This is a genomic window from Motilimonas cestriensis (assembly GCF_021295315.1).
Taxonomy (GTDB): Bacteria; Pseudomonadota; Gammaproteobacteria; order Enterobacterales; family CBDFNC01; genus Motilimonas; species Motilimonas cestriensis.
Window position 1 is genome coordinate 24,110 of sequence record NZ_JAIMJA010000002.1, and the last position, 14,797, is coordinate 38,906.

Genomic DNA, 14,797 nt, shown 5'->3' on the forward strand with positions numbered 1-14,797 from the left:
TTTTACCGGAGAGCACACGTAATCTTGCGATCATTTCGAACACTAAGCCGCGTTGCCTTTAGTTTTCTATTGATTCTAGTCAGCTGGGTCACGCCAGCCTACGGCTATGATGACATCACAGCAATGGAGCTGAATGATGAGCTTTCGGCTGCCAATGAGTTAAGCATAAAAGCGCCATTAAAATGCATTGAGATGGTTGACGCTTATCTTGGGAAAAACAAATCTCAATTACAACAAACTAAGCAAGGGTTTGTCTTTAACGATAGCTTTTCACTTGCCAGTAACAACAACAGCAGCATCGTTAACGCCTTTCAAATCAAGTCTAAATGTTATAAAAAGCTGAAAAATATTGATCAAGCCTTGGTCAATATTGAAATTGCTATTGAGCTTGCGCAAACTAGTTCGCTGCCTTTTGAGCTCGCTCAAGCAAAATTGAGTTATGGCAGCTTGTTGTTCAATCATACCCAACGTCATGTCGATGCCTTACTTGAAGTACAACAAGCATCATTACAAGCAGATAGCTCAAGCCACCCTCTAACACATGAATTGCAACTTTCTATTCATCTAGCATTAGCTGACTTTTACACCCAAAAAGACAAATTTCAACAAGCCAATCAAGAATTAGAAAGTGCAAAGACCATTGCCAACAAACTCGATAAACCTCAGCTCATTGCGTGGTTAAATTATTATTGGGGTCGCTACTATATTCGAATTTCTCAGCCGCAATTGGCCTTAAGCCACTTTGTTGATGCAAAAAGCATGGCTGAAAATGCTGAGAATTTTCTGCTGATTGCCAAAGCAACCTATGAAATCGCCGACATCTACCGACGACAGGGCAATAAATTAGATAAAGCGCTGCATTACGCCAACTTGTCGGCAAACGCATACCAAGACTTAGGTGACGATCGTGAGTTAGCTTACGCGCAAATTTATATGGCTATATTGCATCGTCAAAACCAAGAGTATTCACTGTCTATGGTGTATTTTTGGAATGCTGGCGATTTGTTACAAGGGTTACAAGACTTAACTGGCAGCGCCTTGTGTAATTTTGAAATGGGTAAAACCTTCTTAAAAATGCACAGCGTGGATGAAGCTCGAAACTATCTTAACTTAGCTCGCTTTCAATACAGTAAGATGGACAACACCAAAATGTTAGCCGATACCTTATTGCTATTGGGACGGCTGAACATTGAGCAAGGTGAAGCAGGGATAGCCCGGATCCAACTAGAAAAAGTGTTAGCACTAAGCGAGTCACTGTCTTTTTTAGAACAACGTGAACGCGCTTATGAACTGCTTGCTGCGGCTTACGAGCTGACCGGACATTACAAAAAAGCCATCGAAAATTTCAAACAGTTTCATGCCCTACAAACCAAAATTAAGCAATTAGAGTTCACCTTAGAACAAAATAAGTTCAACGAACAATATCAGCTGATCGAACGCACACAGCAAATTACCGTATTGGAACAAGATAATCAGAAGTTAACCAGTAAGCTTGAAGGCTTTCTGATGGTGTGCGTCGTGATCGCTACCGTTTTATTGGTATTACTTTATCGCTACATTCACAACTGGTTAAAATTAAAACAGCTTAAAGCCGCCAGCCAAACCTTGATCACGCAGCTCAACCATCACCCACATACCCTGTTACCTTGGTGGTCAAGCCAGCTTAAGAGTGAACAATTTAATAAGCCGAGAGAAACAACGCTCCCCCAATATTATGCGTTAATATCCATTAACTTCTTAACCGACCTTTATGAGAAATACGGCGCGTTAAAAGCGCAGCGCATCGAAAAAGAGTTTGGTGTTTATTTACAAACACACCAACCAGACCAAGCTGCTTTTTATCAAATGCGTGATAATCAACTGCTGTTTATTACCCATAAAACCGAAGACAGTGATGCTGAATCTTTAGCTCAATTTCTCACTGATATTTTGGCTCGCTTTACACATAAATATGACCTTGCCCCCAGTGTAGCAATAGGCATCGTGAATCATCCTTTTTTACCCAAAGCGGAAGCGGCCATCGATCATAAACGCGTCAGTGATTTAGCTTGTTTGGCTTTGCTTGGCGCCAAACAAATACAAACACCTGAAGAAAGCGCTTGGCTAGAGTTGTTCGCCATAGACTGCCCACAAGCCGCGTTTTTTAACGGTGATATTTGGCAATTAGGTCAACAAGCAATTGCAAAAGGTCTTGTCAAAATCAACTGTAGCGGCGATAAGAGCCAATTGGTGTGGCCAATCATTCAAGCTAGCAATAACATGAAGCTAAAACCGGCTTTTTAAACTTGCTTTCACTAGCATAAATGCACAGCTTGACTTGTGTGAACCTACTAACTGATGCAAAATGAAATCAGAAAATGGACTGTAGTATTGACAGGAATTGTCATTGAAAGCACCAACCCAAAAATGCGTCATTATACGTAGCAGTGGCGTCGAGCCTCTCGATGAGAAATCGCATTCACTGCCAGCACGCAAAAATGCCAACCAATCTAGGGCCGACATGGAAAATAAATTAATCATTCAATTAATTGAACGACTGGCTCTCAGCGCACAAAATCACGACACTACGCTTGATGAAAAGCTAGAGCGTTTAGTGACTAAACTGCAAAGTGTAAGTCAAGTCGGCAGTGCCTTAACTGAAGCCCATGACGTTGAACAGTATTTATTAAAAAATCCCATTTCTATCAAGCCAGCTTTAACTGAACTCGATAAGCAAACCCATTTAGCGGCAGAAAAACTACAGCAATTTAAAAGCTTACCCGGCGCAGTCCGTGGCAATATTCGTGAGTTCCTGAGCCGACCATCCTCTGAGATTTTAAGAGATCACCAAGATAAACTGTCGCTATTGGTTGATTTTTACCAGCAATTACTCAATTTTCAAGAGCGCCCTGCGCCGGATTATTTAAGAACACATCAGCAAGAGCCTCAAGCTGTTACTGCCAATATTGACTCTTCATCACACAAGCGCATCTGCGATGAGTTACAAAGGCTAATAACGGAATTAGATTTTGCCGGTGAATTTGGCGAAGCACTGGCGCAAATACGCAACCGCATTCTAACGGGGATTAATCCTCATGAGTTAGCCAGTGTTTGTTTAGAAGTAATCAATCTGATCATTGATGGTACTCGTGAAGAGCGCAAAGCCTCACAAGCCTTTCTTTACTCGTTAAATGAAAGCTTAACTTCGTTTCATCAAACATTTTGCAGTTCGGTCAGTGAGTCACGTACCCTACGCAATGAACAGATTGAAATAAATGAGGACTTACGCGCCCGTTTACGTACCATGGGACTGCAAGTAGACAATACTAATGATTTGCTGCAGTTAAAGTTATCCATTCAGTCTCAGCTGAAAGAAATTACGCGATTACTGTCTGAAAAAGATAGCTTTGAGCAACGCGAAAAAGAATTAGAAAAACGCTTAGCTGAAATGGAAAATAAGCTAAGTTTGATGAAAGACGAAACCTCTGAATATAAAAAGAGGCTCAGTGCACAAAAGCATAAACTGTTTTTGGACAGCTTAACCCAAGTGTATAACCGCGCCGCCTTAGACGAGCGCCTTGAACTTGAATTTAAACGCTGGCAACGTTATGACCATCCCCTGTGTCTGGCCATTGTTGATATCGACCACTTTAAGTCAATTAATGATAACTACGGCCACATGGCTGGTGACAAAGCATTAAAAGTCATCGCTCGCGCCTTACAAAAATCCCTAAGAGATACGGACTTTATAGCGCGCTTTGGCGGTGAAGAGTTTGTCATTTTAATGCCGAATGTAGAGACCAAAGATCTACAAGGCCCGCTAGAAAAGTTACGAGAGACCATTAAAGGCATTCCCTTTAAGTTCAAGGATAATCGCGTTTCCATTTCAGTGTCCATTGGCGCGACCGCATTTAAGGAAGGTGACCAACCTTTAGATGCGTTCGAACGAGCCGACCAATCACTTTATGATGCTAAACACCAAGGGCGCGATCGAGTGGTGTTAAGCATTTAGCAATTCTTTAAGTATAAAGCTATACTAATCAGAAAGTTAAAGAGGCAATTTTGCCTCTTTGTTCATTAGGGGGTCTTTATGATCACGCACATCAGCCCCGTTGGTAGTATGGATCTACTGTCACAGTTAGAAGTAGACAGATTAAAACAAACCGCTACCAGCGAACTTTATCAAATGTATCGCAACTGCTCTTTAGCCGTCTTAAACTCAGGCAGTAAAACTGACAGCAGTAAAGAAATTCTCGAAAAATACGCCAACTTTGAAATTAGCGTGATCCGTCGTGAGCGCGGAGTAAAACTTGAGCTATTCAATGCACCCGAACACGCCTTTGTCGATGGCGATCTTATTTATGGTATTCAAGAGCATTTATTTTCCGTTCTACGTGACCTTATTTACGTTAATAGCCAATTACCGCAAACCATCCCCACCGAGGAAGAAGAGCTAACCGCCTTTACCACCAACAAAGTTTTTTCAATTTTACGTAATTCGCGAGTACTGCAGCCGGGCATCGATCCCAATATCGTTGTTTGTTGGGGCGGCCATTCTATAAGTGATACTGAATATGCTTATACTCGTGAAATTGGCAGCCAATTGGGCTTACGTGGCTTAAATATTTGTACCGGCTGTGGTCCTGGCGCCATGGAAGGGCCAATGAAAGGCGCCACGGTGGGCCATGCTAAGCAGCGGGTAAAAACTGGTCGTTATATTGGTTTAACGGAACCCAGTATCATTGCTGCAGAGCCGCCTAACCCTATTGTTAACGAGCTAGTCATTTTGCCCGATATCGAAAAACGTTTAGAAGCGTTTGTGCGCATGTCTCATGGTATTATTATTTTTCCCGGCGGCGTGGGCACGGCTGAAGAGCTGCTCTATATTTTGGGCATCATGATGCATCCAGAAAACAGACGCCAGCCATTGCCAATTATTCTGACCGGTCCAAAAGAAAGTGAAGAGTATTTCAGAACCATTGACGACTTTATCGGCAATACTCTGGGTTTTGAAGCCCAACGGCATTACCAAATCATCATTGATGATGCCGCCAGCGCCGCACAAGTGATTAAACAAGCCATGCCTAAAGTGAAAGATTATCGCCGCGCCATTGGCGACGCTTACTCTTTTAACTGGTCGCTAAAAATTGAACATGATTTTCAGATGCCATTTATCCCTAATCACGAAAACATGGCCAGTCTTAACCTGAATTTGAACCAAGAGCCGCAAGTGTTAGCGGCGCAGTTACGCCGCGCATTTTCGGGTATAGTCGCAGGCAATGTAAAAGATGAAGGTATAAAAGCCATTGAAAAAAATGGGCCGTTTCAAATTGATGGCGATCCAAAATTGATGAAAATGATGGATAGACTGCTGCAAGACTTTGTTAAGCAAAATCGGATGAAGTTGCCAGGGACAAAATACACACCTTGTTATGAGATAGTTAGTAAATAATATGGGTAATACTTTACTGATCGTGGATGCGATGAATCTAATCCGTCGGATCCACGCAGTTTCTGAATCACAGCACCCCTCGGAGCAATCGCAGCTAATCGCCACCTTAAATGGTACGGTGAATAGCTGCAATAAACTGCTAAGGCAAATCCCCTCTACTCATGTGATAGCGGTATTTGATGGTCAACAACCCAGTTGGCGCAGCGAACTATGGCCCGAATATAAACAAGGCAGGACCCCAGCGCCTACACCACTTGTGGATTTTTTACCCAATATTCAAGATGCGCTCTTAGCCCATGGCATTGAATCCTTAGTGAGCGAGCAAGATGAAGCCGATGACTTAATTGCGACTTTGGCACTCACGGTGGCAAAAAATAATAAGCAAAGTTGCATTATTTCTACAGACAAAGGCTTTTTTCAGCTCCAGCAACCACTGATAAAGCAGTATGACTATTTCAGCCACCAGTGGTTAACCGCTGCACAATTTTGTCAAAAAGTGGCGATAAAACGAGAACAGCTGATTGATTATTGGTGCTTAACAGGCGTAGGCAGTAGCAATATAAAAGGAGTCCCCGGTATTGGCCCCAAAACCGCCAGTAAATTATTGGCCCAATATGCTTCTCTTGAAATAATGCTCGCAAGCCAAGATGAAACCGATAAAGCACTGAACAAAGTAAAACAACACAGTGAAGAAGCCCGATTGAGTAAAACCTTAGTCATGCTAAAAGCTGATATTCCTTTAGGATTTAACCTGAAAGATATTCGATATAACAAAAGCATCAATAAGAAACTGCCATATTGATCTAGATCTGCTATCTTAAACAAAATATAAAAATACAGCACACTTTCCTCATCCTGTTAGCTCTCACATTGAAGTAAGGTTAACTATGACATTTGAACGAATTGCGCTTATCCCAAGCTTGCATGGGGAAGAAGTACTGACACAGGCAATGGTCCAAGCTTTAGATAAAATCAGCTCAGGCGTCATATTGCAGATGGCAGCACACCCTCACACAGCCGAGCAATTAGAACAAGCTTGTGAACTCATCCAAGATAACCAAATTGCCTTACTTGGCCCAATCAAAGAAGGCTGTGTAGAAGAGCAACAATTTAAAGAGCAGTTGCAAATTCCACTCGGATTATCAGCCGAGTGTTATTATTTACTGCACTTTCCTGCCAGCCCCTTTCAGCCTTTTCAAGAGCAAAACTTAATTTATGATCTACCCAAGACGGCAGGCTTTAACTTAACGTCTCATTACCAAGCATTTGCCCAGCAAGCGCTGCAAGCCGCGAGCTTAAAACAAAAACGCATTGTAACCGTGGTTGATGAAGCCGCTGATAGCTCTGAACTGCTGGATGCTATCGAACACGTTGCTGCCATCGAGTATCCTGATCTACAGGTACAATTTAGCAGCATAGATGAAGTCAGCCTTAATTTGGCCAGTGACAGCGAGCGCTATAACTTTTTAATTACTCATCGTTTATTCGGTAAAATAATTAAAAATCAGTTATATGGTAAGTCCGTGGCGAAGCGACTTTGTGCTAAGTCGTATCTGGGGAGTAATGGTGCTTTATTTTATGCGGTGGAATTGGCCAACCCAATGCAGCTGGAAGATGATCCGGCATCGTTAATGCTTGCATCGGTCAACTTGTTGGAATATTTAGGCAAAGATAACGAAGCGGAAGCAATGCTAAACGCACTGAGCCAAACCATTTCATTTGACGATAGGTTAACCTGTGCTTTTGGTGGCCATCATAGCGGAAACGACTTTACCCAAGCCGTATTGGAGAGGTTGTAACCGTAAAAGATAACTGTCAGGCTGGCAAATCACCAGCCTGACAGAGCCTGATTATTTGTTAAATGCTTTCCAACGTATATGCACTGTGACTTCTTCGCGGTCGTGATACAAGTGCTTCACTTGATAATCAAAGGCATCTTCACCTAGGCGTTGCGTCATCATATCCAAACACTCTTTCACGGCATAATAACGGCGCTTCATCGGCAATTTAAGATTAAAAATAGCTTCTCGACAATAAGCTTGTTCAAGCCAGTCAGCCATTAGTTTTGCCACCCGATGCGGTTTTTCAATCATATCGCATACTAACCAGTGCACATGAGTATGCTCAGGGTATTTCACTTTTTTGCCCTGCTCATTTTTACCCGTTAACCAAGTAAGGTTACGAATAAAAGGTTGGAATTTAAAACCATCGTCGGCGTAATACTTTACCTGACCGGTATCCATCAACGACTGCGCGATTTGGCCATTATCAACGGCGGCGACAAACATACCACGGCGCACCAACTGGTAAGTCCAGCCACCCGGACAGGCCCCTAAATCGACCGCTTTCATGCCTGGCGCTAAGCGAGTCTCTTGCTCTTCTTTAGGAATAAAGAGCTGGATTGCTTCATCTAGTTTCAAAGTTGAACGACTGGGCGCGGCATTTGGAAATTTAAGCCGCGCGATGCCCATGTAAAAGGGTGAGCTGTTATAGGTGATAGAGTAACCTAAGTACGCGGTTTTATTATCCAAAAAGCACAAATGATAACGCGGTTTACGCCCCTGCTCTTTCGCAGTAATTTTATTGGCTTTACGCAACGCAGCACGTAGCGGCACTGTAAACTTACGACAAAAAGTCAGCAGCGGCTTGGTTTCATCTCCCTCTGGGGTTTCCACCCAAACATCGCCACCTAAAGGTAAAGATTGCGCGGCAGCCAAGATCGGTGTGATCCGATCATTAACATCCATACCTGACACTAGCTCGGAAACAGCAATCATTTGACGAGCAAACACCAAGCGGAAAAAATTAAGTTGTTTTATTAATATTTCAGCATGACTAGGATCGTAGCATTCAAAATAAACATAACCAGATTGACTCTGTGTTTTCACAAAACCAAAGCAATCTAACAACGCCGCTTGATCTTGGATCTCCGCGGCGCAGTCACTTTCAAAACCGGGGCGACAGTACAGCAATAAGCCCTTCATTGTTTATTTCCTCTTAACGCTATCATGGCTAAACATAGCCAGCCTAATATAAAACTTCCACCGCCAAAGGGGGTGACGAATGCAGGCAATTTATACCCACTGAGCGCCCAATAATAAAAAGAGCCACAAAATAGAACTAACCCCACCACAAAACAGCAGCAAGCGTAATATGATAACCGATAACGGCCATCCTGTTGGATAAAAAGTGAGATAACCGCACACGCTAAAATGGCCAGAGTATGATAAAAGTGATACTGCAACGCCATTTGTACATAACTAAATAGCTGCGCATCAAGTTTGCCACTTAACCCATGGCTAGCATAGGCACCAAAGCCAACAGCAAACGCGCCACTTAAGCCCGCCAATAAAAACATCACTCTCGTGCCCAGCATATTACTTTCCTTCAAGGTTACAGCTTAAAATAAATTCACTGACTAGCGTGATCGCCTGCTGCATATGTTGCTCATAACTGTAGCCAGCGCTTTTTCTCGGTTTAAAGCTGTGATCGCCATCAGCCAGAAAATGCAGCTGGATCGAAGGCGATAAATCATAATCTTTCACTTCTGCTTCACTGCCCATGGTATCGCGATCGCCTTGGATTAATAAACACGGTTTATTTAAGCTGGCTAAATGTTCACCTTTAAGTCGCTCAGGCTTACCTACAGGGTGAAACGGAAACCCCAAACAGACACCAGCGGACACCTCTGGCTCGGCTAATAAATGGCTTGCGATACGCCCGCCCATGGACTTACCGCCAATAACTAAGCGTTCGCCAGTGAAATCGTTCAACACCTCTTTAAAGGCTGCTAACAAGACTGGCGCTTTATTGGGGGGTAAGCGGCGCTCTTCTGCTAACATTCGCTGCATATAAGGAAAGTTAAAGCGCACCACCTTAATCCCTTGCGCAGCAATGCCTTCGGCCATGGTTGCCATAAAAGGATGCGCCATACCGGCGCCTGCACCATGGGCAAAAATAAAGGTATGAGAAGCGTCTGTTGGGCCGTCGATCATGTACTCATTCATCAGTGATGCTCTCTATTAAGTTGACGGGATTTATTGCGTTTCAATAATGCCATCCAATTCTTTTTCTTCTTGCTCAACCAGATTGATCATCCAGTCACGAAAGGCTGCCACTTTTCCTAACTCGGCTTGGCTTTCCTCACACACTAAATAATGGCATTTCTTACTCACTAAAACTTCACTAAATGGGCACACTAAACGCCCAGCATCAAGCTCAGGCTTAGCTAACACATTATGACCAAGGGCAATGCCCTGGCCATGAATAGCAGCTTGTAACACCATTGAAGAGTGACTAAAAATCGGCCCTTGATTCACATTCGGGGATTGCAGACCCACTTGTTTCATCCAGGTTTTCCATTCTTTGCGCGACGTATCATGTAATAAAGTGTGCTGACTTAAATCCGCTAGGGTTTCTAGCTTTTTTTTGCCTTTTAATAAGGCTGGTGAACACAGTGGTAGCAAGTACTCTGCGTGTAACTTATGGCAACGTAAATTAGGCCAATGACCACGACCATAATAGATAGCGAGGTCGACCCCTTCACGCAACAAACCTTCATCTTCATCCACCGCCTTGATCCTGACATCAATCTCGGGGTGCTGCTCACTGAATTTTACGAGCCTTGGTACGAGCCACTGAATGGCAAAGCTCGGCTGCAAACTAACAGTAAGTGAACCAGTAGCCGTGCGCGCCAATAACTTCTCTGTAGCGCCAGCTAAACTTGAGAATATTTCTTTTAAATCTAAAAAGTAACTTTGCCCTTCTTCGGTCAAGCGTAATGCGCGGTTACGGCGCTGAAATAACTTTAGCCCTAAGTGCGCTTCTAATGCTTTTATTTGGTGACTCACCGCTGCTTGCGTGACAAATAGCTCATTAGCGGCACGGGTAAAACTCAGATGGCGAGCAGCCGACTCAAAGGTTTTTAGAGCATTGAGCGGCGGTAATCGATTAAGCATCCACATTCCATTAGAAAAACTAATGCCAAATATTATAAATTGTCGTTTGTTGTATCACCAGCGAAAGACTATATTTCTTTACGCAACAAAGGCTATATGTAAAAAGCAGTGTTTTTCTCTATGCTCTCGCCTTGTATTTTGTAACATATATTTTACAAAATGCCTTACTATAGCTAATGGTTTGCAATGTTGTGTTTGCAATCATAGGTCATTCTATGAAAGGTTATATTATGTCGTGGCCAATGCCGGTAATTTAGCCTTCTTCTGTTTAGCTACAGTTAAACGCTGCCTACTTAGGTGGCGTTTTTTTTATGGCTCTTTTTTACCGAGTGAGCAATAAAAAAGGCTGCACTAGGCAGCCTCTTAAAGAGTTCTCAAGCCAACCGACTTACGCCGTCTCAATTTTGCTAAAGCTCTTCACTAATTCATCCATTTGTTTAACTTGAGTCAGAAATGGCTCAAGCTTATCAAGTGGCAGTGCACAAGGACCGTCACATTTTGCGTTGTCAGGATCAGGGTGTGATTCCAAAAATAATCCCCCTAGGCCTTGTGACATACCTGCCAAGGCTAGATCAACGGTTTGACCACGACGACCATCAGCACTGTCAGCTCGACCACCTGGCTTTTGCAGGGCATGAGTAACATCAAAAATAACCGGATATTGAGTTTCTTTCATGATGCCAAAGCCCAACATATCAACCACTAAGTTGTTATAGCCAAAGCTAGTGCCGCGCTCACATAAAATCAGGCGTTCATTACCTGCTTCTTCAAACTTAGTCAGTATATGAGCCATTTCATGAGGCGCTAAAAACTGCGCTTTTTTAATATTGATGGCAGCTTTGGTTTTTGCCATCGCGGCCACCAAATCAGTTTGGCGACTCAAAAATGCGGGCAGTTGGATCACATCCACCACTTCAGCAGCAGGCGCAGCTTGATAAGGTTCATGAACATCAGTGATCACTGGAATGTTGAAGGTTTGCTTGATCTCTTCAAATATTTTTAACCCTGCATCTAAACCTGGACCACGGTAACTATTAATTGAAGAGCGGTTAGCTTTATCAAATGAGGCCTTAAACACGTAAGGAATGTTTAGCTTTTGGGTCACTTCAACATAGGTTTCAGCCATTTTCATCGCCAGATCGCGCGACTCCAGCACATTCATGCCACCAAAAAGAACAAAAGGAAGCGAGTTACCCACTTGTACATCGCCAATTGAAATAATTTTTTGACTCATAGTTAATCCTTAATTCAGACTTAATGCATAACCGTTTGGGAGTGATCCATTTGCTCTATTTTTAGCTTAAGCAGACCGATTGACGGATCATTAGGACACTTATCAATAAAATAGTTGAAGTCATCAACCGCGACATTAAAACAATCTAACTCATGAAAAATAAAGCCACGGTCGCGCACTTCAAATGGGTCACCGGGCGCTAAACGTAACAAAATATCAGAGCAGCGCAGCGCTTGATTAAATTGGTGGTCCCGCAACAATGCGCCTTTTTTAGTGTGCAATAAGCGCTTGATAATACTTTTAATATCATCAGGCTTTAAGTCTTGCTGCTTTAATCGAGCAAGATCGCCTTTAGCACCGCGCAGCTTAAGCTCCATTTGTTGCCAAGATAACGACGCACCATTAAATGGGTCGATATAGTGAAAAGTTTCATCAATATCTAATCGAACCAAAAAATGACCGGGAAAACAAATGCCGTGAGCAGTCAATCCGGATTGACGTAAAAAGTGCACCAGCAAAACCCCTAATGTTAACGGGGTTCCCTTGCGGTTTAAGATGCCTTGGCTCACTTGGGTGTTTTGATAATCAAAAAATTGCTGCCAATCACCAGTAAATTGCCACTGCTGATAAAAACAATCTAAAACACCTTGCCAAGGTTGTCCTTTGTTGCCACCAAACTCAGACGACGAGCCAGCTAAATAATCCTCAAGTTGAGCTGACAATTGCGCCAACTCAGCTTCTACCTTGGCCATATCGAGCTCATCAAGCTCTTGCTCGATCATCAATGCCATATCGAGCAAGCTCACTTCTGGCATGTCTTTTTCGATCAACTTAACCACCTTATCCCAACAACATAGGCTGATGCTTTATGGCCAAATGGGCCATGTAGCCAATCCAACTGATAGCGCCTATAAAAGCAAACACTTTCATACTTTTAGTGCGGCCACCTTTTAAGGCCATATATTGCAGCACCAGTACCGCCACAAATGCCAACACTTTTTCAGTCAGCCAAACATGTTCTACTGTGAAAGGCATAAAGCCCGTGACCGCAATCAAGCCGACACCGGTGATAACTAGGCCGGTAAGTGATGCCATATAAGCGCCGATAACCGCTTTGTTAGCCGCAAAACGGCTTGCGGTAAGCACCAATACAAAGCGTGCAATAAACAGTAAAACTGTTAATCCAATGAATAAAAAGTGACTGTGTTTAAATGCCATATACATGATCAGGGATTCCATTTTCCTAATGTAATGCGATCGTTACCACCGTAATCTTGTACCGTGTGCACGTCGCAATAACCATTTTGAGTTAATAAATTTCGTACGGCTTCGCCTTGGGCAAATCCATGCTCCATGATTAGCCAAGCGTTGGCTAATAAATATTCTGTTGCTTGCGTGGCAATAAAAGCTAAATCCGCTAAGCCTTTTTCTTTCGCCACTAATGCCGACAGCGGCTCAAATCGAACATCTCCTGCAGTGAGGTGATGATCGTCCTCATCGATATACGGCGGATTCGAGACGATCAGAGCAAACTTTTGCCCAGCGACAGGCTCAAACCAACTGCCTTGCTTAAATTGCGCATTATTAAGTTGTAAGTTGTTGCCATTACGCAGCGCTAATTCCACCGCCTCAGATTTAACATCAACCCCGGTCACCGTAACATGAGGCCACTCAGAAGCTAATGCTAAGGCAATGGCGCCAGTACCTGTGCCCAAATCCAACGCGCCCGCTTGCGCAAGCATTGGGTGTGCGGATGCCAACGCGAGCGCCTGCTCAACTAATACCTCGGTATCAGGACGCGGGATCAATGTGGACGCATTGACAATCAAAGGCAAGGACCAAAATTCCCGTTGGCGCACAATATGTGCCACCGGCTCACCTTGCACACGCCGCGCAACTAGCTCAACAAATACGGCTTGTTGCTGCACGGTTATCGTTCGTTCCGGCCAGGTGTATAAATAACTGTCTGGCTTTTCAAGGGCAAAACAAAGCAAAACCCGCACATCAAGTGCGGGAGAGTCCGAATCAATTAATTGCGTTTGGCCCCAGTGAAGTGCCGCGGCAATGGTCAATAAGGGATCAGTCATTCTCTGCCAGTGCCGCCAGTTGGTCAGCTTGGTATTCTTGTAAAATAGGCTCAATCAAGGCATTCAAATCCCCTTCCATCACCTCATTTAAGCGATAAATGGTCAGGTTGATACGATGATCTGATACCCGACCTTGCGGGTAGTTATAAGTACGGATACGCTCTGAGCGATCGCCACTGGCCACTAGGCTACGACGCATACTTTGCTCTTCCGCTTGACGTTTATCATCAATCGCTGCTTGTAACCGCGATTGCAACACACTCATCGCCCGGGCACGGTTTTTATGTTGTGAGCGCTGGTCTTGACATTCAACCACCATACCTGTTGGTAAATGGGTAATCCGAATTGCAGAATCCGTTTTGTTAACGTGCTGACCACCTGCGCCTGATGCGCGAAAGGTATCAATTTTTAAATCCGCCGGGTTAATGTCAATGGCTTCAGACTCAGGTACTTCAGGCAGTACCGCCACCGTACAAGCTGAGGTATGAATACGACCTTGTGATTCCGTTTCAGGGACACGCTGTACGCGGTGGCCACCTGATTCGAACTTCATCACGCCATAAACGGATTCACCTTCCATTTTAGCGATGATTTCTTTATAACCACCTTGGTCGCTTTCGTTCATGTTGACGATGCTCACTCGCCAGCCGCGTTTTTCAGCATATTTACTGTACATGCGGTATAAGTCACCCGCAAAAATCGCCGCTTCATCGCCACCGGCACCAGCACGAATTTCAATATAGCAATCGCTGTCATCATTGGGGTCGCGTGGCAGTAACAGAATTTCCAGCTCGGCAGTCATCGCCGCCAACGCTTCTTTAGCGCTCGTCACTTCCTCTTCTGCCATCTCACGCATGTCAGGGTCGTCATCTAACAACATTTCTTGCGCCGAGGCATAGTCTGCAACCGCTTGCGTGTAAGCATCAAAACATTTCACTACCGTTTCAAGCTGTGAGTACTCTTTGTTCAATGCTCTAAATTGATCTTGGTTTGAAATCACATCAGGCTCGCTCATTAACGCCTGAACTTCTTCATAACGCTCTTTCAAGCCTTCCAATTTTGAAATAATGGACGGTTTCATTGCTAC

14 protein-coding genes are annotated in these 14,797 nt (G+C 43.8%); 5 read left to right on the forward strand and 9 right to left on the reverse strand.

Features of this window, described 5'->3' with window-relative positions:
• Positions 1-24 precede the first annotated feature (24 nt).
• The 5 genes from K6Y31_RS01810 to K6Y31_RS01830 all read left to right on the forward strand — a co-directional run bounded on the left by K6Y31_RS01810 (position 25) and on the right by K6Y31_RS01830 (position 7,230).
• Positions 25-2,283 carry a tetratricopeptide repeat protein gene (locus tag K6Y31_RS01810; RefSeq protein WP_233051157.1) on the forward strand — a complete coding sequence of 753 codons (2,259 nt, stop codon included), beginning with the start codon at positions 25-27 and terminating at the stop codon, positions 2,281-2,283.
• 103 nt (positions 2,284-2,386) lie between these two features.
• Positions 2,387-3,991 (forward strand): diguanylate cyclase, encoded by a 1,605-nt coding sequence (locus tag K6Y31_RS01815; protein WP_233051158.1) that lies wholly within the window; start codon positions 2,387-2,389, stop codon positions 3,989-3,991.
• A 78-nt stretch (positions 3,992-4,069) separates the two neighbouring features.
• A complete protein-coding gene (ppnN, locus tag K6Y31_RS01820) occupies positions 4,070-5,431 on the forward strand; it encodes a nucleotide 5'-monophosphate nucleosidase PpnN (RefSeq protein WP_233051159.1) in 1,362 nt (453 codons plus the stop codon).
• Position 5,432: 1 nt separating this feature from the next.
• Entirely contained in the window at positions 5,433-6,233 is an 801-nt protein-coding gene (gene xni, locus K6Y31_RS01825; protein ID WP_233051160.1) for a flap endonuclease Xni, read from the forward strand.
• An 85-nt stretch (positions 6,234-6,318) separates the two neighbouring features.
• Entirely contained in the window at positions 6,319-7,230 is a 912-nt protein-coding gene (locus tag K6Y31_RS01830) for an isocitrate/isopropylmalate family dehydrogenase (protein ID WP_233051161.1), read from the forward strand.
• A 51-nt stretch (positions 7,231-7,281) separates the two neighbouring features.
• Here the strand turns inward: K6Y31_RS01830 and rlmM are convergent, their stop codons facing one another.
• The 9 genes from rlmM to prfA all read right to left on the reverse strand — a co-directional run bounded on the left by rlmM (position 7,282) and on the right by prfA (position 14,791).
• Positions 7,282-8,415 (reverse strand): 23S rRNA (cytidine(2498)-2'-O)-methyltransferase RlmM, encoded by a 1,134-nt coding sequence (rlmM, locus tag K6Y31_RS01835; RefSeq protein ID WP_233051162.1) that lies wholly within the window; start codon positions 8,413-8,415, stop codon positions 7,282-7,284.
• Positions 8,412-8,807, reverse strand: coding sequence for a DUF423 domain-containing protein (locus K6Y31_RS01840; RefSeq protein ID WP_233051163.1), 396 nt, complete (start codon positions 8,805-8,807; stop codon positions 8,412-8,414). The genes rlmM and K6Y31_RS01840 overlap by 4 nt, the downstream gene beginning before the upstream one ends.
• Position 8,808: 1 nt before the next feature.
• Positions 8,809-9,438, reverse strand: a complete 630-nt coding sequence (locus tag K6Y31_RS01845; RefSeq protein WP_233051164.1) for an alpha/beta family hydrolase — start codon at positions 9,436-9,438, stop codon at positions 8,809-8,811.
• Positions 9,439-9,468: 30 nt separating this feature from the next.
• A complete protein-coding gene (locus K6Y31_RS01850; protein ID WP_233051165.1) occupies positions 9,469-10,389 on the reverse strand; it encodes a transcriptional regulator GcvA in 921 nt (306 codons plus the stop codon).
• A gap of 388 nt (positions 10,390-10,777) precedes the next feature.
• Positions 10,778-11,623 (reverse strand): 3-deoxy-8-phosphooctulonate synthase, encoded by an 846-nt coding sequence (gene kdsA, locus K6Y31_RS01855; RefSeq protein WP_233051166.1) that lies wholly within the window; start codon positions 11,621-11,623, stop codon positions 10,778-10,780.
• 20 nt (positions 11,624-11,643) lie between these two features.
• Positions 11,644-12,453: a SirB1 family protein gene (locus K6Y31_RS01860; RefSeq protein ID WP_233051167.1), complete on the reverse strand. Its 810-nt coding sequence runs from the start codon at positions 12,451-12,453 to the stop codon at positions 11,644-11,646.
• Between the two features lie 10 nt (positions 12,454-12,463).
• Positions 12,464-12,847: a SirB2 family protein gene (locus K6Y31_RS01865; protein WP_233051168.1), complete on the reverse strand. Its 384-nt coding sequence runs from the start codon at positions 12,845-12,847 to the stop codon at positions 12,464-12,466.
• A 2-nt stretch (positions 12,848-12,849) separates the two neighbouring features.
• The gene (prmC, locus tag K6Y31_RS01870) at positions 12,850-13,710 is read right to left on the reverse strand and encodes a peptide chain release factor N(5)-glutamine methyltransferase (protein ID WP_233051169.1); all 861 of its coding nucleotides are present in this window, start codon (positions 13,708-13,710) and stop codon (positions 12,850-12,852) included.
• The gene (prfA, locus tag K6Y31_RS01875; protein ID WP_233051170.1) at positions 13,703-14,791 is read right to left on the reverse strand and encodes a peptide chain release factor 1; all 1,089 of its coding nucleotides are present in this window, start codon (positions 14,789-14,791) and stop codon (positions 13,703-13,705) included. The genes prmC and prfA overlap by 8 nt, the downstream gene beginning before the upstream one ends.
• Positions 14,792-14,797 lie beyond the last annotated feature (6 nt).